Here is a 17,726-nt window from a genome sequence, read left to right as displayed (position 1 = left end):
CGGCCTCCTGTTCTACATGAGCCGTTGCTGGACCACCGTTTTCACGTCAATCAGATGCGCGCGCATGAGCTCCTCCGCAGCCCGTGCGTCGCCGGCCTCGATGGCCTCGAGGATCGTCAGGTGCTCGTCGTAGTCGCGGCGCCTGTCGTCGTAGATGCGCAGGATCTCCCGCTGCTCGGGGGCGTGCACGCTCAGCAGTGAGTCGACGACCTCCTCGAGCACGCTGTTGCCCGCCAGCCTGGCGCTGACCCGGTGGAAGGTCATGTTCGCCTCGTGCAACTCGGCGTCCTGGCCGCTCAGGTGCCTGGCGGCCTCGCCCAGCACCGCCCTCAGCTCCTCCGCTCCCGGACGCCCCGCGGCGAGCCCCGCCAGCGGCGGTTCGATGAGGATGCGCGCGTCGAGCAGGTCGAGCAGCTGCCCTCCCGGCATCGAGCGCATGTTGGGGTTGGGCAGCACGATGCGCTCGATGTCCGCGCCGACGTACAGCCCCGACCCGTGCCGCATCTCGATCGCGCCCGTGGCCTCGAGGCGGCGCAGGGCCTCCCTGAGGGTGGGCGTGGTCACCGAGAACCTCTGAGCGAGCTCGCGGGTGGTGGGCAGCCGGTCGCCAGGCTGCAGCCCGCTGTCGCTGATCAGGCCGAGCACCTGCTCGGTCAGCACGCCGGAAAGGGAGGGCCGGACAACCATCATCTAATGATTAGATCACTTATCCGCCGACTTTTCACCCCATGAGAAGAGACGCCAGGCAGCAGGGGGTGCCGGCGCGGCCGGCCTCAGGGGAGCGTTCGTGGTCGAGCGGCGGACCGGGCCGTCCTTCGACGACCTACGCGCGGGCCGTGACCGCGTTCGTCACTGTTCCAGCACGCCGAGCATCAGGTCGATCTGGGCCTCGCGCGACGCCTCGACCTGCTTGGCCCACTCCTTCACCTTGGGGCTCTCGCCGTTGTAGACCTCGACCCTGGCCATCTGGACGGCGTCGTCCTGGTGCGCGATCAGCAGGTTGATCAGGTCGCGCTCGTTCTTCACGGCGGCGATGCGCTCCCTGTCGGTCTCGGGTAAGCCGCCGTGCCCGGCGTGGGCGTCGGTCGGGGCGGTGAGCGGCTGGTCCCACTCGGTCAGCCACCTGGTCATCGTCTGGACCTCGGTGGTCTGGGTCTGTTCGATCGCCGCGGCCAGGTTCCGCACCGCGGGGCTGGTGGCCTTGGGGCCGGCGAGCCGTACGATCTCGATGCCCTGTTTGTGGTGCGGGATCATCATCTGCAGGAACATCACGTCGTCGGCGTTGACCTGCTCAGGTGGCGGCTCGCCGCAGCCCGCTCCGAGGAACAGGGCCGCGGCGAGGGCTGCGATCAGACGCGCTTCCACAGCGCGGGGACGTTGGGCGGCTCCCACCCGGCGATGGCCGTGTGCGGCTGCAGGCACTCGTAGGACAGACCGGCGTAGGTCACGCGGTCACCTCCCTTGTAGGCCTTGCCAGCCTGCCACGTGCCCGAGGGGACTGTCGAGGTCGGCGTGGGAGTCGGGGTCGGGGTCGGCGTGGGGGTCGGCGTCGGGGTCGGGTTGCCGCCTCCGCCGCCGAAGTCCACGTCCGAGCAGGTGTAGAAGGCCTCGTTGCTGCCGACGACGCGCTGCCAGATCGAGTAGAGGATGTGCCGCCCCGAGCGCTGCGGCAGGTTGAGCGTCCAGTTGGTGAACGTGGTGGGGTTCTGGCCGTTGAACGTCCTGAGGTGGACCAGGTCCGACCACCTGAGGGGCATGGTCGGGTTCCAGCCGTCGCGGGTGATGTAGAACTCGAAGTTGCTGTTGGAGTGCGGCGCGGTGGCGTGGTAGGTGAGCGTGAAGCTGCCTGGCCGTACCGAGGTGGCGGGCCAGTCGGCGCGCTGCAGGTCGAGCCCGCGGTACTTGTCGCGGCCCGCGCTGCAGAGCTTGCCGTCGGGGATGATCTCGCGGTGCCGTCCGCCCGCTTCGAGCAGGGAGACCTCGTTCCAGTCGTAGAAGGCCTGGGTCCCGCCCGCGGCCACGGCGGCCTTGCAGGCGGCGGACTTGGGTGCCTCGGGGCCTTCGTTCTTACAGACGTAGACGCGGCTCGGCGGGTTGGACATCGTGCCGTGGGCGTTGGCGGCACCGGCGGGGAGGAGGACGAGGGCGGCTGTGCCTGCGGCTAAGGCGGCGGTTCTCTTGGTCACGGGAGCTCCCGGGAGGATAACTAAAAGGAAACCTTCCTAAGAATTAACTCCTGATGACGCCCGGCGCAAGGGCCCCCAGTCAACGGTTCACTTATCGCGCCCACCCCGGGGCCCGCCATCAACCGAACGGTGGATCTCAGGGTCAGCCGCATCCACGGCCGTTCATGGCCGGAGGGGCGATTCGCCGGAAGAGCCCACGCACGAGGCTTGAGCCATGGCAGTCATCGAAGTCACCGACCTCACCAAGAGGTACGCGGGCCAGACGGTTCTGAACGGGATCTCCTTCTCCGTGGAGGAGGGCGAGATCTTCGGCATCCTCGGCCCCAACGGCACGGGAAAGACCACCACCGTGGAGTGCGTGGAGGGCCTGCGTCGCCCCGACGGGGGGACGATCAGGGTACTCGGGCTCGACCCGATCAAGGACGGCCGCGAGCTGCGCGAGCTGATCGGCGTCCAGCTGCAGCACACGCAGCTGCCGGAGAACATCAAGGTCTGGGAGGCGCTCGACCTCTACGCCTCCTTCTACGCCAACCCGCGCGACTGGCGCGAGCTGCTGGAGCAGTGGGGGCTGGCCGACAAGCGCAACGCCCGGTTCGGGAAGCTCTCCGGCGGCCAGAAGCAGCGGCTGTTCATCGCGCTGGCGCTGGTCGGCAACCCCAAGGTGGCCTTCCTCGACGAGCTCACCACGGGGCTCGACCCGCAGGCCCGCCGCGCCACCTGGGAGGTGATCAAGCAGGTCCGCGCGTCCGGCGTGACCGTGGTCCTGGTCAGCCACTTCATGGACGAGGTGGAGGAGCTCTGCGACAGGGTCGCCGTCTTCGACGGCGGCGACATCGTCGCCCTCGACACTCCCGCGGGCCTGATCGACGGGGTCGACGCCGAACACCAGATGCGGTTCAGGCTGATGACAGGAGACGCCTCGCTCCTGAGCGAGGTCCCCGGCGTGACCGGCGTGACCACGAAGGGAGACCAGGTGGTCGTCACGGGCAGGGGCGACTTCGCCACCGCCGTCACCGCCGCCCTGGCCCGCAACCACGTCATGGTCGCCGACCTCCGCATCGACAAGCGCACCCTCGACGACGCGTTCGTCGCCCTCACCGGCCGCTCCCTCCACCTCTGAGCCCCTCCGACCGGCCGCTCCCTCCACCCCCGAGTCGCCCGACTCGCCCCTCGCCCCACCCCCGAGTCGCCCGACTCGCCCCTCGCCCTACCTCCGAGTCGCCCGACTCGCCCCTCGCCCCGCCTCCGAGTCGCCCTTGACTCGCCCTTCGCCGCGCCTCTGAGGAGAACCTCCATGACCAAGCTCACCGTCGTCGAGTTGAAGCTGCTGGTGCGCGAGCCCGGCTCGATGTTCACCATCCTCCTTCCCCTCTTCATCCTGGTGATCTTCGGAAGCTCGATCCCGCCAGGAGACACGGTGCTCCTGCCGATGACGCTGGCGATCGCCGTGGGACTCGTGGGCCTGTACCTCGTGCCCACCACCCTGGCCACGTACAGGGAGAGGGGCATCCTGCGACGGCTGTCCACCACCCCGGTGCGCCCGCGAAACCTGCTGATCGTGCAGCTGCTCCTCCAGCTCGTCCTCGCCGTCACCGCCTGCGCGCTGCTCCTCGCCGTCGCCGGCACCATCCTCGGCGCCCATCTGCCCACCAGGGTGGTGCCCGTCGTCGTGGCCTTCGCGCTCGGCACGGCCGCCATGTTCGCCATCGGCCTGCTCATCGCGGCCGTCGCCCCGAACGGACGCACCGCCAACGGCGTCGGCGTGCTGCTGTACTTCCCGATGGCCTTCCTCGCCGGGCTGATGCAGCCCGCCGACAAGATGCCGGTTATCCTGGCCCGCATCGGCGAATACACCCCTCTGGGCGCTTTCCGGCAGACCCTTCAGGATGTCTGGGCGGGCGCTTCGCCGAACCCTCTCCTGCTGGGCGTGATGGCCGCGTACGCCGTGATCATCAGCGTCGCGGCCGCCAAGTTCTTCCGCTGGGAGTGATCGTGCCGACGCGCCTCGACGCATGGGAAGGGCGCCTCGACCGCCTCATGGCGGCGGTGCCGTACGTGCTGCTCGCTGTCTCCACGGCGCTGTTCCTGCTCACCGGCTCCCACTCGGCGGACTACCGCCTGGTCACGCTCGGCCTGGCCGTCCTGACCGCCGGGTGGGTCGCGCTGATGACCAGGTGGCCCGCGCTCTACATCGCCGGCCTGGTCATCCTGATCGCGGCGCTCAGCAGCCGCGGGATCTGGTTCGCCAGCTTCTTCGCCTTCACCGGATACCTGCACTCGTGGCAGCTCCTGCGCGGGATGTGGAGGTTCGTCGGCGTGGCCGCCACGGCGGCGATCAGCATCGTCGCCTACGGGGGCGGCCCGCCCGAGCCCACTCCCACCGCGATCCTCAGCTACCTGTTCTTCGTCGCCGCCATTGTGGCCCTGGTCGGGCTGTTCAGCTTCGTCGGCGACGTCACGGCCGAGCGCAGCGCCGAGCGGAAGCGCATGGTGTCCCAGCTCGAGGCGACGATGAGGGAGAACGCAGGACTGCACGCCCAGCTGCTGATCCAGGCGCGGGAGGCCGGCGTGCTCGACGAGCGCCAGCGCATGGCGGGCGAGATCCACGACACCCTCGCCCAGGGACTGACCGGCATCATCACCCAGCTCCAGGCGGCCACCCACGCCAGGGAGGGCGGCGAGTGGCAGCGCCACATCGACAACGCCACGCGTCTGGCGCGCGAGAGCCTCGCCGAGGCACGCAGGTCCGTGCACGCCGTCGCGCCGGGCCCGCTGGAGTCGGCGCGCCTGCCCGACGCGCTGGCGGAGGTCGCCTCCGCGTGGTCGAACCTCCACGGGGTGCGCGCCGATCTCACCACGACTGGTACGGTCCGCCCCATGCATCCCGAGGTCGAGGTGACGGTGCTCCGTACCGCCCAGGAGGCGCTCGCCAACGTGGCCAAGCACGCGGAGGCCACGCGTGTCGGGCTGACCCTGTCGTACATGGACGATCTGGTCACCCTGGACGTCCGCGACGACGGCGCCGGTTTCGACCCCGAGCGCGCCAAGGACGGCGGCGGCTTCGGCCTGACGTCGATGCGCCGGCGCGTGAGCCGCCTGGCGGGCACCCTGGAGATCGAGTCCGAGCCCGGCGCGGGCACCGCGATCTCCGCGAGTCTCCCGGCCATCCTCAGGGAGAGCCCCAGTGCCTGATTCCCCCGTCCGCCTGCTGATCGCCGACGACCACCCCATCGTGCGGGACGGCATCCGCGGCATGTTCACCGGCGATCCGCGCTTCGAGGTGCTCGGCGAGGCGGGTGACGGCGCTCAGGCCGTCGAACTGGCGCGCGCGCTCGAACCCGACGTGATCCTCATGGATCTGCGCATGCCCAGGATGGACGGCGTCTCAGCCATCAAGGAGCTGGTCAGGCTGGGCATCGCGGCCCGCGTCCTGGTGCTCACCACCTACGACACCGACAGCGACGTCCTGCCCGCCATCGAGGCCGGCGCCACCGGCTACCTGCTCAAGGACGCCCAGCGCGAGGAGCTGGTGCGCGCGGTCGAAGCGGCGGCCCGCGGTAAGGCCGTGCTGTCCCCCTCGGTCGCCACCCGTCTGCTCAGCCAGGTACGCACACCCGCGGACCCGTTGAGCGCGCGGGAACGGGAGATCCTGGAGCTGATCGCCCAGGGCGCCACCAACCGTGAGGCGGCCGCGCAGCTGTTCATCAGCGAGGCCACGGTCAAGACACACGTGCTGCACATCTACACCAAGCTCGGCGTCAACGATCGGGCGGCGGCAGTGGCCGTGGCATACCAACGTGGCCTCCTCACCTGACCGAACCCCCGCCTTACCGCCACATTCCTGATCTCGCCTCGCTCGGCACCACTGCTCGGCCGGAGCCGCTCCCCCGGTCCGCGCCCGGCCCAGCGGTCAGATGTCGCTGAAGCCGTACTCCCTGGCAAGGTCGGCGACGGGAAGGGTCAGGCCCGCGTGCCGCCCCACGTCGGGATCCTCCAGCAGGGCGCGGACGGCGCGGCCGGGGAACTCGACCGAGTCGCCGCCAGGCACGTCGTCACCGAGCGTCGCGATGATCGCCTCGGTGCGGGTGAACCCTGGAGAGACGGCGAGCGCCGTGACCCCGTGCGGGCGCAGGTCATGAGCCAGCGAGCGGGCCAGGCGACTGACGCTCGTCATGGCCAGGTCGTAGAAGAGGTGACCGGCGATCACCTCGGCGTCAGGATCGGTGTACCCGGTCAGGACGACCAGCCCTCGCCGCTCGATCAGCAGGGGCGCCGCGTACCAGGCCGTCACGAGGTGACTGCGGACCCCGATGTCGATCATGTTGTGCCAGTGCTCGAGCGGCAGCGTCCAGAACGGACCACCGGCGAAGGGCAGCGCGTTGCCGTCGCAGGCGTTGGCCACCAGCAGATCGACCCCGCCCTGCTCGACGCGCACCCGCTCGAACAGGGACTCGACGGTCTTGTCGTCATCGTGGTCGACGCGCACAGGAATGCCGATGCCGCCGCGCGCGGTCACCTGCTCGGCGGTGTCCTCGATGGTGCCGGGCAGCGCGGAGTGACGATGGTCGCGGCTCTCACGGTCGGCGGCGTAGACGATCGCCCCTGCCTCGCCGAGCACGAGGGCGATGCCCCGCCCGATGCCGCGCGCGGCCCCGGTCACGACAGCGACAGTGCCATCCATCAGAGCTCCGTACGAGAAGGCTGCCCGGTCAGGCTCTCCCGTCCAGCCTCACCAGCCGGACCCACCCTGTCAACGCCGCCGCGCCGGTTCGCCACGCGGTCGGCCGCGTCCCGCCGGGACAGGGCGGCGGCGTACCTGTCCATGTGAGGCGAGACGCTGGAGATCGCCGGACACGGCCGCGGCGGCGCCCAGCCGCGCGGCGTCCACCCGTCAGGCGTCGAAGCGACGGCGGGAGGCGTCGATGTGGCTGAGGTACCGGTGGGTCCAGTCGCACATCCCATGGACCGTCTCTCGCAGGGCCTGGCCCGGCTCGGTGAGGGTGTACTCCACGCGCGGCGGCACGGTGGGGTGCACATTCCGCTCGACCAGGCCGTTGCGCTCCAGCATGCGCAGGTTCTGGGTGAGCATCTTGTGGCTGATGCCCGCGATCTCATCCCGCAACTGGCCGAAGCGCAGGGTGCCTTCACCCAGAGCCTCGATGATCAGGAGCGCCCACTTGTTGGCGACGTCCGAGAAGATCTCCCGCGCCAGGGAGTCCGCACGCGTGAGGTCTGCTTCGTCGGGCGAGCCCTTGAACTGCTTGGTCACCATGGGGTTCCCCAGTCACTGAAAAGTGCGTTCTTCCATGTCAGCGAACACTCTCCTACGGTTATCCAGTAACCACAAGAGACCAAAGGGGTCTTGGTAGCTCGTCCGCGGGCTCTCGTGAGAAGAAGGCAGGCAGCATGGCCATCACCCTGGTGAACCCCAGCGGATTGCCGGAGATCGACGTCTACCGGCAGGTGTCGATCGCGACCGGGTCGAAGCTGGTCTTCATCGCCGGGCAGGTCGCCTGGGATGCCGAGGGGGTCACGGTCGGCGCAGGCGATCTGGCCGCCCAGGTCGAGCAGTGCTACCTCAACATCGGCGCCGCTCTTGCCGGGGTCGGCGCTTCCTTCGACGACGTGGCGAAACTGACCGTCTACGTCGTCGGTTGGACCCCCGACAAGATGCCCCTGCTCCTGGAGGGGGTCACTCGGGCGGCCGCGAAGCTGGGGGTCACCCCGGTACCGCCGGCCACGCTGCTGGGCGTCGCGGCACTGGACGTACCCGACCACCTGGTCGAGGTCGAAGCCACCGCCATCCTCGACTGAGCAGGCGTTCTTCAGTGGGCCGGCCTGGCCCGGCGTACGGGTGCGAGGTGCTCAGCTCGTCGGCTCGGCCGCCTCGTCAGGCGATCCGGCCTGCCCGCCGCAGAACACCTCGTTGACGAGCCTCTGCGTCGCCTTCTGGAACGCCTCACCCATGGACAGTGCGGCGTCGTCCACATAGTTCAGCGAGGCGGTCAGGGTCTTGCTGCCGTCGGGCGTGCTGTACATCAGCCCCGCGTGGCCCCCGTGGCCGCCGTTGTGGGTGATGAGGGTGCCGCCGCAGCCGGTGTCCTGCACGAACACCCCCAGGCCGTAGCCGACCTTGGGCTCAGGCGTGCACATCTCGGCCAGCAGCGGCGCCGGCAGCAGCTTGCCGCCCACCAGCGCCGAGATGAACGTCTGCAGGTCCTGCGTGGTCGAGATCATGTCGCCGCCGCTGGAGATCCAGGAGGGGTTCTGGCGGGTGACATCGACCGTCTTCTCCTGGCCGGCCTCCTCGTAGCGGTAGTAGGCGTGGGCGTGCGGCTCGGGGATCTCCGTCTGGGTGGTCGGCGCCACGGTGCCCGACAGCCCGAGCGGGCCCAGGATCAGCCGCTGCAGCTCCTCGGCGTAGGTGCGGCCGGTGACCTTCTCGATCAGCAGCCTGGCCAGCACGTAGTTGGTGTTGGAGTAGCTCCAGTCCGTCCCCGGCTCGAACCGCGCCGGCTTGGACAACGCCAGCCCTACCAGCTCCTCCGGCCGGTAGGCCTTGAACCGGTTGTCCACCCACTCCTGGCCCGACCAGGTGATCCCCGGTGCTACCGTCCCGTCCTCGTAGACCTCGCCGGTGAAGTTGAACACCCCGCTGGTGTGCTGCAGCAGCATCCGCACCGTGATCCGCCGGTCCAACCCGAACTCGGGCAGGTAGTCATCCGCCGGGGTGTCCAGCTCGACCTTGCCCTCGGCCACCAGTTGCAGCACCAGGGTCGCGGTGAAGGTCTTGGTGACGCTGCCGATCCTGACGTGTCCGTCGATCGGCGGCTTGGCGCTCTCGCCCAGCTCGCGCACCCCGGCGCTGCCGACCCACTCGCCCCGCTCATCGTGCACGCGCAGCGTCATCCCGACGAAACCGGAATCGACGATCTCCTCGATGGCCTTCTGCAGCTCCGGGCGATCCTGGCCGGTGAAGGTGGTGGACATGGTGGTGTGCTCCTTCAATGAGAATTCAATGGAACGGACCGCTGGTGGAGCGCGGTCCTGGTGGGGGCCGGTAGCTGGATTGCTCAGATCAGGTCGCCCGAAGGGGGCGCTGCCTTGGGGCTCGCAATCGCTGAACCGTTCATGGCATCCACCATCGCCGACCGCCCTGATACCGGGTCGTCGCCGTCCTGACGCCACAGCTGACACGCGGCGGTCAGCCGGACATCCGTGGCCGCGTCTACGGACGTCATGCGGACAGCCCCGGCCCCTGTGCACGTTGAGCAGCTCGACATCTCGTCGGCGGTGACGAGCCGGGTCGACCGGCCCCCCCGGGCTCGACCCTTTCTGACCTGCCACGCCGCCGCGTCACAGGGGCCCGTGACCAGCGGTGGCTGCGCAGGCCGACATCTGATCAAGCGGCGTCGAGGGCCTCGGTGATCTTGCGGGCCATCTCGGCCATGGTGGGGCTGGGCTCGCCCTTGTGGGTCTGGGCGGCTGCTTCGACGGCGACGATGACGGTGCGGCGGAAGTTGTCGGCCTCTGCCGCATCCTGCTTCGTGAGCAGGGTCATGCCCTCCGTCAGAGCCGGCAGCACCTGGTCGGCGAGTTCGGCCACGGTCTTGCCGTACTTCACGCCCTTGGGCGCCTTGGCGAGCACGTGCCCGACCACGCCGGTCGCGGAGGTCAGGGCGATGGAGCCCTCAGTGGCGGCCTTGTGGGCCGAGCCGGCGGCGCCTGCGGCGGACATCAGCGAGACGGCGCCCCAAGCGGCGACGCGGAGGGTGGTCTTGTCCTGGTCGGTAAGGGTGATGGACATGGGGGTGTGCTCCTTCGAGGCTGTTACGAGATGGGGAGGGCGGCCCTGTCGCTGTCCGGGGTATCTGGATGGCTGAGGTCGTGATCGCCCGAGGGGATCTCACCCTCGGGCGACCGGGGCCTCAGGCCACAGGGCCAATATGTCGACGGTTCCGGCCACCAGGGCCGCCGTCGGGTGTCATGGGTTGAGGGCGGGCATACCAGGCGCAGGCGTACCGGGCGCAGGCGTGGTCTCAGTCTTCGATCGCCTGGTAGAGCGTGGTCCAGAAGTCGTGGATCAGCCGCGCCGAGTACGGGGCTGACATCCCGACCTGGGTGAGCAGGATTCCGGTGAGCTGCTTGTCCGGGTCGGCGTAGGTCGAGGTGCCGCTTCCGCCATCCCAGCCGAACTGGCCGATGGACGCGTAGTCGCCACGGTAGGTGCGCACCGCCATCCCCATGCCCCAGCCGCCGTGCTGTCCTTGACCGAACGACAGGTGGACGCTGTTGGTCGCCATGGCGTTGCGGGCGGCGTTCTGCTCGGGCGTGAGGCGGTTGGTGGTCATCAGCTCGACGGCTGGCCTGGACAGGATCCGCTCGCTCCCGTGCGTCCCGCCGTTCAGCAGCATCTGGAAGTAGGCGTGGTAGTCGTCGACGGTGGAGACCAGCCCGCCGCCGCTGCCCTGAAACGCCGGTGGCTTGCTCCACCGTCCACCCTCGGCCTCGTCCCACACGTGGAACTCTCCGGTCTGCGCGTCGGGGGCGTAGAGGGCCGGCAGTCGGTCGATCTTGTCGGCGGGCACGTGGAAGGCGGTGTCCTTCATCCCCAGCGGATCGAAAATGCGTTCGCGCAGGAACGTCTCGAACGACTGGCCCGTGACCCTGGCGACGAGCACGCTGAGGACGTCGTGGCTGATCTGGTACTGCCAGCGCTCTCCGGGCTGGTACATCAGCGGAAGCGTGCCAAGGCGGCGCATCCACTCATCCGGCCCGGGCATCGGCTCCGGCAGATCGGGCGTGAGCCCCTGCTCGAAGATCGCGCCCATGATCGGAGCGCCGAGCGCCGTCATATCCATGCCGAGCCCGAACGTGGAGGTCAGCAGGTCCCGCACGGTGATCGGCCGACGCGCCGGCACGGTGTCGTCCAGCGGGCCGTCGATCCGCTTCAGCACCTGCCGGTCGGCGAGTTCGGGCAGCCACGGATCCACCAGGTCATCCAGCCGTAGCCGGCACTCGTCGAGCAGCACCATCGCCGCCGCCATCGCAACCGGCTTGGACGTCGACGCCATCCGGAAGATCGTGTCCCGGCGCATCGGCGCGCCACCCTCATGGCGCATCGTCCCGATCGCTTCGACATGCGTCTCACCGCCACGGCTGACCAGGGCGACAAGCCCGGGAATCTTCCCCGACTCGACATGCCGTCCCAGCACCTCGCGCATCCTGCGCAGCCCCGTCTCGGAGAAGCCGCTGTTGCCCTTTTCCATCATGAATCTCCTTCGCACAGTGTTCTCGATCTGTGAGACCCGTCCGGGCGTGACGCCCATGGCCTCGGCGAGCTGGGCCTGATGGCCCGTGGCGCTCATGCTCCGGCTCGACTTCCCCGCCGGACATCCAGGTCGACGCCGTCGGGCACGATCTTGTCCTTGCCTGCCTTTCGCGGCCTCGAAGCCGCGATCGCTGAACCGCTCATGGCATGAACCATCGCCGACCGGCCTGATACCGGGCCGTCGCCGTCCTGACGCCGCGGCTGACACGACCCCGCATGGTCGGCGCGAGGGCCGGTCAACCAGGTCGAAGGCTCCGATGATCTTTCGGTCCATCCCAGATGGAGCAGGGTCGCCACCGTCAGCACCCCGCTGCCCATCCACCTCAGAGGAGCGGGATGACCACCGTCAGCACGCCGTCGATCCATCTCAGAGGAGCAGGATCGCCACCGTCAGCACGCCGTCGATCCATCTCAGAGGAGCGGGATCACCACTGGCCAGCACGCTGTCCATCCATCTCAGAGGAGCGGGACCACCACCGTCAGCACGCAGCTGTCGATCATCAGCCCCAGCCTGTACGGCATGGCAGGCCAGGATCAGCCGACGTCGGGATGGCCGCCGGGGGCGATCCATTCGGTCAGCTCGACGACGATGCCGTTGGGGTCGGTGAGACGCATCAGCGCCTCGCCCCACGGGTTGCGCCGCAACTGCCTGGTGATGGGTGCGCCCTCGACGCTCAGGCGCTCGTATTCCTTGGCCAGATCGGTGACCGCGAAGGCCACCACCGGCTGCGCGATCCGCTCTCGCGGCTGCTCGAGGTCGCGCTGGCGCAGCAGGATGTCGGCGGCCGCATCATCGCGGCTCAGCCAGGTGAAATCCGGGGTGGCGAGCACCTCGCGGAAGCCCAGATAGGTGGTGAAGAAGTGCCGGGAGCCTGCCGGATCGTCGACGGTGAAGACGACCGTTGAGGCGACAATGTTCACGTTTCTGCTCGTATGCGGTTGTTTGCCACGGTTTCCCTCCTATGTGGTGATTCGCACTGGATCAAGGGTGCCGGTACGGCCTGGCCCGGGCAATGCCGGATCTTGCAACGCTGCGTTAACCGCAGACTTCACGCCGGGGAGGACACGCTGGAGATCCACGACGTCGAGATCCGCCTGACGCCGGACCGAGGGGCCGCATGCCGGCCGTACGGACGATCTCAGTCGGGCAGTGGTCCCAGGTCGCGGACGACGCGGGCGAAGGCGCGGATCATGTCGTTCTCCGCGGCGCTGAGCCACACCAGCCCGTACGGCAGCGCCTCCATGTCCGTGACAGGCAGATAAACAATGTCGGGGCGGGGAAAGTACCAGCTCACGTGGGCCGGGAAGAGGGTGACGGCCTCGCCCAGGGCCGTGTGCATGAAGACTTCCTCGAGGTTGTTCACGTTGACGGTGCGGTCGATCAACCGGCCCTTGGGGGTGAGCTTCGGGACGAAGTGGTCGAACCAGTAGCCGGGCGCAGGCTCGACGGTGATGTGCTGGAAATCGCCGACCGACTCCAGGGAGACCGTGGACCATCTGGTGAGCGCATGGTCACCGGCCACGGCCAGCATCCTCGGCTCGGCGAAGAGCAGCGGACCCACAGTTAGGTCGGGCTCCTCGACCGGCAGCCAGGTGACCAGGATGTCGACCTCCCCGTTGCGTAGCTGGGCGAACGGATCCTGGTAGGGCCGACACCCGCAGGCGCAGCTCCCACTGGGGGTGCCGGGCGCGGAAGGTCTCGAAGTAGCGGCGCAGCTCCTGGATGTTGGCCGGGAACAGGCTCACTCGGAGCGTGCCGGTCTTGCCGCGTGCGGCCAGCCGTGCCCGCTCCAGGCTGTGCGTCAGGCCCTGATGCAGGTGACGCAGATCGTCCCGCAACTGCTCACCCAGCCGCGTGAGCCGGACGCTGTGGCTGTTCCTCGCGAAAAGCTCGGCACCGATGGCTCGTTCCTGCTTCTTGATCGCCTGGCTGACCCGGGCCACAGAGACGTGCAGCCGCTCGGAGGTGCGGCCGAAGTGCAGCTCCTCGGCCAAGGTCAGGAAGATCTCGATGTCCCGCAGCTCCACAAGCCCCATGCCGCCCATCTGTGTCATGTATGGAGGAAGTTTGGCATATCCGGACTAACCGGACCGCTCTTGCGGTCGCCCCTGATCCGCGGAGTGCCCTCATCGCCCGGCACCCCGAGGACCGGGATCAGGCGTTGGTCCCCCTGGTGCCGCACGGCTCGTCCCACCCCCGGCGCCCGAGGTCGCTCGCGAGGACTACCGAGCGACGGCAGGCGATCAGCGGCAGTCCTCACCTCAACGGTCGGCACGCCGCGCGACGCGGCCGACGGCCGGCGACCTCGAGTCACGAGCCGGAGCGGTGGTCACGCACCCGGGCACGCAGAAGGCCCCCACGATCACGTGAGGGCCTTCTGATCTGGAGCCGCCTTCGGGATTCGAACCCGAGACCCCTTCATTACGAGTGAAGTGCTCTGGCCGACTGAGCTAAGGCGGCGCGCCATACGGCGTGTTGAAGTCTACAGGAGCCTGAGGGGTCCTCGCGCCCTCTGATCACTCGATCTCAGGACACCGCATGCCATCCTCCGGAACGCGCCCCCACACCAGGTACGCGTCCACCGTGGCGTCCACGCAGGACGAGCCGTTCAGGTAGGCGGTGTGTCCGTCGCCCTCGAAGGTGACGAGCACTCCGGACTCCAGTTGCGAGGCCATCGCGCGGGCCCAGCCGTACGGCGTGGCCGGATCGCGCGTGGTGCCCACGACCAGGATCGGGGGTGCGCCGCGAGCAACCAGTGGCCGGTTGTGCTCGCTCGCGGGGACGGGCCAGAACGCGCACGGCAGCGTGCTCCACATCACGTACGCCCCGAACCCTGGCGTCCGCTGTTCGGCCTGATTCGCCGCCTTCACGAAGGCGGACAGCTGGCGGGGATAGGGGCTGTCGACGCAGTTGATGGCCATGTTGGCCTCGGTCTGGTTGGAGTAGGTGCCGTCCTGGGAGCGGCCGACGAGCTGGTCGGCGCTGTGCAGGAGCAGGGTGCCGTCACCGGTCGAGGCCTGGCGCAGCGCCTCGGTCAGCACGGGCCACGAGCGCCGATCGTAGAGGGGCGTCAGCGCGCCCAGCGTGGCGAGGGCCTCGGTCACCTCGCGTCCCTCGCCGCGCAGGGGGCTGCCGTCCGTACGGCGCAGCAGCCCCGACAGCTCGGCCACGGCTCCGTCCACGGTACGGCTGGTCAACGGGCAGTCGGGGATCGTGAAACAGTCCCTCGCATAGGCCCTGAAGGCGACGGCGAAGCCCTCCGCCTGTCCCTCGTTCATCTCCACGCGGCTCAGGGCGGGGTCGACCGCCCCGTCGAGGACGAGCGCGCGCACCCTGTCGGGGAACAGGTCGGCGTACACGGCGCCCAGATGGGTGCCGTACGACTTGCCGAGGTAGGTCAGGCGCTCGTCGCCGAGGGCGGCGCGGAGGACGTCCATGTCGCGTGCCGCGTTCGCCGTCCCGATGTGCGGGAGCAGGCGAGGGGACATGGCCCGGCAGCCGTTGGCGAACCGGCGGGAGGCCTTCTCCAGGGCGGTCAGCTCGGCCGGGGAGTCGGGGGTTGCGTCGAGCGCCAGGAAGGCGTCGAGCGCCTTGTCGCTGAGGCACTCCACCGGCGCGGACTCGCCGACGCCGCGCGGATCGAAGCCGACCACGTCGAACCGGTCGCGCACCTGGGGGCTGAGCACGGAGCGCGCCGCCCTGCCGTAGTCGATGCCGGATCCGCCGGGACCACCGGGATTGATCACGATCGAGCCGACCCTGTCGCCGGTGGCGGGCAGGCGGATCACGCTGATGGACAGCTCCTCGCGCTGTGGGTCGCGGTAGTCGAGGGGCACCCTGAGCCTGGCGCACTCGAACCCGTCGCCGCAGTCGTCCCAGGCCAGCCGCTGATCGTAGACGTCCGGGGACGGTGGGTCGGCACCGCACCCGATGGGCGTCAGGGTCACACAGACGGCCATGACGACCGCGCGACGCCATGACCGTCGCCGCCGCATCCTCACGTCACTCCCTCGCGCCTCCTCGGCCTGACCCGGCGTTCACCGCATGCCGTCCGTCCGTCAGTCCTCAGGGCTCACCGGCTGGGGGCTGGTCGTCGGGGCCGTAGGTCGAGTCGTACGCCTTGCGGGGGGCACACACGCTGGCCTTCGAGCACGAGCATCTCCGCCCGCCGTCGTTGAGCCTGACCACCACCGAGTCGCTGGGGACGTTGTGCCCCACCACGGTCCCCGCGCCTTCAGGCGTGTCGACCGCCAGGCCGACGCGCGGCGCGGTGGCCCTGAACTCCTGGTAGAGAGGGTGCTCGTACTTCAGGCAGCACATCAGTCTGCCGCAGGCCCCCGCGATGCGCAGCGGGTTGACCGGGAGGTCCTGGTCCTTGGCCATGCGTACGGAGACGGGCTCGAAGTCCTTGAGGAACGTGGCGCAGCACAGGTCACGCCCGCACGGCCCGATGCCGCCCTGCAGCCTGGCCTCGTCGCGGGGCCCGATCTGCCGCAGCTCGACCCTGGCCCGCAGGTTGCGGGCCAGGTCTCGGACGAGCGCGCGGAAGTCGACACGGTGCGGGGCGGAGAAGTAGACCGTGTAGACGTTGTCGTTGTCGAGGTAGTCGACGCCCACCACCTTCATCGGCAGCGTGTGGCGCTTGATGAGCCGCTTGGAGACGCTCCGGGCCTCGGCGCGCCTGCGTTTGTTGGTCTCGTCGCGCGTGAGGTGGTCGTCGGCGGCGAGCCCCGCGCAGACGGGCAGGCCGTCGATCTCCTCGCTGGTGTACTGCGGCGCCCACACACATTCGGCGACCTCCGGGCCCGAATCGGTGGGCACCAGCACCTTGTCGCCCACCTTGGGGGTGTGCCCGCCGGGATCGAGGTAGTAGAGCCTTCCGTAACGGGTGAAGCTCACGGCCATGATCATTCCCATGGGCTCGCGCTCGCCTCCTGACGGCCTCGGGGGTTCGGACGGCCTTCGCCCCCACCCTACGAGAGGCTCTGCCCCGTTAGGGAGTCATGCAGACCTCGTCATCCGGTCCGAAGATCTTCTCCTTGATGATCTCGAACAGCTCCGCCCGCTTGGCCGCGCACACCTGGTTGATCACCCTGGAGACACCGTCGAGCTCGCTCGCCGCCGCCATCGCCGCCGACCAGTCGGTCCCCTGGCGCATTCTCAGGCGGAACGCATCGGGCATGTCGTCGACTGTGACGGCCTGGAGAAGCTTGCCGTCCCTGCCCACCTGAGACTGCCGGAACCTCTCGTAGTTGACCTGCTGATCTTCGTACACCACGGACTTCACCTCCGGCCTCGCTCGCAGCGCCTGTTCGATGGCTCCGCGGTCAGGACGCACATCGTCCGCGCAGGCGGGAAACGGGGAGTCGGGCTTGCACAGGAACACCGAGATCTCCGGCTCTCCCTCGCTCCAGTTCACCGGCACCATGCCCGCCGCCAGCACGGGAGCGTCATGGTGCGTCGGCCTGAGCATGAGGAACATGGCCACACCGGCCACCGCGGCGGCCACCGCTACCAGGCGCAGATCGACCCGGAAACGCCGGTGCCGGTCGGGTGTCCGCAGCGGCGTCAGGGTCTCGGGCTCGACCGTGGCGCCGGCCGAGACGAGGGCATCGCGAAGGCGGTCCTCCATCGGGCTGTTCATGCGTCCTCCCCAAGTGCGCGGGCCAGGGCGGACAGGCCCCTGGCGATCGTGGATCTGGCGGTGCTTCCGCTGACACCCATGGCGTCGGCCACCTCCTGGTCGGTGAGGTCGAAGTAGTAGCGCAGCGTCAGCGCCTCGCGCTGACGCTGGGGCAAACCCCGCAGCGCCACGAGCACCTCCCTGCGCTCCTCACCGAGCAGTGCGGCGCTCTCGGCCGACCACACCGGCGGCTCGTACGGCACCGCCCGCCTGAACACCGTGGCCCGCCGCCGCAGCACGGACCTGCAGCCGTTCAGCACGGCCGAGCGGACGTAGGCCAGCGCGCTGCTGGGATCTCGCAGCCTGGCCCGCCCCGCGTGAGTGCGGGCGAACGCCTCCTGGACGACGTCCTCGGCCGTCGCCCGGTCGCCGACCATGATCAGCGCCAGCCGTACGAGGCCCAGGTGATGCTCGGCGAAGAGTGTCGCCACATCCACGAGCTCCCGGCGAGGGAGCAGTTCGACTTCCACATCACAGAGACGCTTGGGGACGGCATCTGCTGCTCGGGTCATGCGGCGAGTTTGG

General features: G+C 69.3%; 20 protein-coding genes and 1 tRNA gene. 5 read left to right on the top strand and 16 right to left on the bottom strand.

The genetic code is table 11. The features are described 5' to 3' along the window. Window positions 1-12 precede the first annotated feature (12 nt). The 3 genes from FHR33_RS27825 to FHR33_RS27815 form a co-directional block, all read right to left on the bottom strand. Window positions 13-690 (bottom strand): FadR/GntR family transcriptional regulator, encoded by a 678-nt coding sequence (locus FHR33_RS27825; RefSeq protein ID WP_183653636.1) that lies wholly within the window; start codon window positions 688-690, stop codon window positions 13-15. A gap of 159 nt (window positions 691-849) precedes the next feature. Continuing rightward, window positions 850-1,365 (bottom strand): DUF305 domain-containing protein, encoded by a 516-nt coding sequence (locus tag FHR33_RS27820; protein ID WP_221241277.1) that lies wholly within the window; start codon window positions 1,363-1,365, stop codon window positions 850-852. Further along, entirely contained in the window at window positions 1,350-2,186 is an 837-nt protein-coding gene (locus FHR33_RS27815; RefSeq protein WP_221241276.1) for a lytic polysaccharide monooxygenase, read from the bottom strand. Before FHR33_RS27815 ends, FHR33_RS27820 begins: the two co-directional genes overlap by 16 nt. A 214-nt stretch (window positions 2,187-2,400) precedes the next feature. On the opposite strand from FHR33_RS27815, the gene FHR33_RS27810 reads away from it, so the two are divergent. The 4 genes from FHR33_RS27810 (at window position 2,401) to FHR33_RS27795 (ending at window position 6,000) form a co-directional block, all read left to right on the top strand. Beyond that, complete coding sequence (locus tag FHR33_RS27810) at window positions 2,401-3,306, top strand: ABC transporter ATP-binding protein (protein ID WP_183653633.1); 906 nt, start codon at window positions 2,401-2,403, stop codon at window positions 3,304-3,306. Window positions 3,307-3,480: 174 nt separating this feature from the next. After that, complete coding sequence (locus tag FHR33_RS27805; protein WP_183653630.1) at window positions 3,481-4,176, top strand: ABC transporter permease; 696 nt, start codon at window positions 3,481-3,483, stop codon at window positions 4,174-4,176. A gap of 2 nt (window positions 4,177-4,178) precedes the next feature. Further along, entirely contained in the window at window positions 4,179-5,378 is a 1,200-nt protein-coding gene (locus FHR33_RS27800; RefSeq protein ID WP_312895751.1) for a sensor histidine kinase, read from the top strand. Further along, window positions 5,371-6,000, top strand: coding sequence for a response regulator (locus FHR33_RS27795; RefSeq protein WP_183653627.1), 630 nt, complete (start codon window positions 5,371-5,373; stop codon window positions 5,998-6,000). Before FHR33_RS27800 ends, FHR33_RS27795 begins: the two co-directional genes overlap by 8 nt. Window positions 6,001-6,096: 96 nt before the next feature. On the opposite strand, the gene FHR33_RS27790 is transcribed toward FHR33_RS27795, so the two are convergent. Beyond that, on the bottom strand, window positions 6,097-6,867 hold the full coding sequence (locus tag FHR33_RS27790; protein WP_183653624.1) for an SDR family oxidoreductase: 771 nt from the start codon (window positions 6,865-6,867) through the stop codon (window positions 6,097-6,099). A 210-nt stretch (window positions 6,868-7,077) separates the two neighbouring features. Beyond that, window positions 7,078-7,458 (bottom strand): winged helix-turn-helix transcriptional regulator, encoded by a 381-nt coding sequence (locus FHR33_RS27785; protein WP_183653621.1) that lies wholly within the window; start codon window positions 7,456-7,458, stop codon window positions 7,078-7,080. A gap of 134 nt (window positions 7,459-7,592) precedes the next feature. Here FHR33_RS27785 and FHR33_RS27780 point away from each other — a divergent pair, with 134 nt between their 5' ends. Further along, window positions 7,593-8,000 (top strand): RidA family protein, encoded by a 408-nt coding sequence (locus tag FHR33_RS27780; protein WP_183653618.1) that lies wholly within the window; start codon window positions 7,593-7,595, stop codon window positions 7,998-8,000. A 51-nt stretch (window positions 8,001-8,051) separates the two neighbouring features. Here the strand turns inward: FHR33_RS27780 and FHR33_RS27775 are convergent, their stop codons facing one another. The 11 genes from FHR33_RS27775 to FHR33_RS27730 form a co-directional block, all read right to left on the bottom strand. Next, on the bottom strand, window positions 8,052-9,176 hold the full coding sequence (locus FHR33_RS27775) for a serine hydrolase domain-containing protein (protein WP_183653615.1): 1,125 nt from the start codon (window positions 9,174-9,176) through the stop codon (window positions 8,052-8,054). A gap of 412 nt (window positions 9,177-9,588) precedes the next feature. Beyond that, on the bottom strand, window positions 9,589-9,993 hold the full coding sequence (locus FHR33_RS27770) for a hypothetical protein (protein ID WP_183653612.1): 405 nt from the start codon (window positions 9,991-9,993) through the stop codon (window positions 9,589-9,591). A 232-nt stretch (window positions 9,994-10,225) separates the two neighbouring features. Beyond that, complete coding sequence (locus FHR33_RS27765) at window positions 10,226-11,455, bottom strand: serine hydrolase domain-containing protein (RefSeq protein ID WP_183660329.1); 1,230 nt, start codon at window positions 11,453-11,455, stop codon at window positions 10,226-10,228. A 596-nt stretch (window positions 11,456-12,051) separates the two neighbouring features. Next, a complete protein-coding gene (locus FHR33_RS27760) occupies window positions 12,052-12,438 on the bottom strand; it encodes a VOC family protein (protein WP_183653609.1) in 387 nt (128 codons plus the stop codon). A 218-nt stretch (window positions 12,439-12,656) separates the two neighbouring features. Next, window positions 12,657-13,106 carry a LysR substrate-binding domain-containing protein gene (locus FHR33_RS50605; protein ID WP_246453150.1) on the bottom strand — a complete coding sequence of 150 codons (450 nt, stop codon included), beginning with the start codon at window positions 13,104-13,106 and terminating at the stop codon, window positions 12,657-12,659. After that, the gene (locus tag FHR33_RS50600) at window positions 13,030-13,572 is read right to left on the bottom strand and encodes a LysR family transcriptional regulator (RefSeq protein WP_246452121.1); all 543 of its coding nucleotides are present in this window, start codon (window positions 13,570-13,572) and stop codon (window positions 13,030-13,032) included. The genes FHR33_RS50605 and FHR33_RS50600 overlap by 77 nt, the downstream gene beginning before the upstream one ends. Window positions 13,573-13,901: 329 nt before the next feature. Further along, window positions 13,902-13,978: transfer RNA gene (locus tag FHR33_RS27750), tRNA-Thr, on the bottom strand. 56 nt (window positions 13,979-14,034) lie between these two features. Further along, entirely contained in the window at window positions 14,035-15,465 is a 1,431-nt protein-coding gene (locus FHR33_RS27745; RefSeq protein WP_312895750.1) for an alpha/beta hydrolase, read from the bottom strand. Window positions 15,466-15,583: 118 nt separating this feature from the next. Next, window positions 15,584-16,429 (bottom strand): PSP1 domain-containing protein, encoded by an 846-nt coding sequence (locus tag FHR33_RS27740; RefSeq protein WP_183660328.1) that lies wholly within the window; start codon window positions 16,427-16,429, stop codon window positions 15,584-15,586. A gap of 82 nt (window positions 16,430-16,511) precedes the next feature. Beyond that, a complete protein-coding gene (locus FHR33_RS27735; protein ID WP_183653604.1) occupies window positions 16,512-17,162 on the bottom strand; it encodes a permease-like cell division protein FtsX in 651 nt (216 codons plus the stop codon). Beyond that, window positions 17,159-17,713, bottom strand: a complete 555-nt coding sequence (locus FHR33_RS27730; RefSeq protein WP_183653601.1) for a SigE family RNA polymerase sigma factor — start codon at window positions 17,711-17,713, stop codon at window positions 17,159-17,161. The genes FHR33_RS27735 and FHR33_RS27730 overlap by 4 nt, the downstream gene beginning before the upstream one ends. Between the last annotated feature and the right edge of the window lie 13 nt (window positions 17,714-17,726).

Origin of the sequence: Nonomuraea dietziae (assembly GCF_014195505.1) — a bacterium.
In the GTDB taxonomy this organism is placed as follows: Bacteria; Actinomycetota; Actinomycetes; order Streptosporangiales; family Streptosporangiaceae; genus Nonomuraea; species Nonomuraea roseola.
The sequence above is the reverse complement of the archived record's forward strand: the minus strand, read 5'-3'. Positions and strand labels throughout refer to the sequence as shown.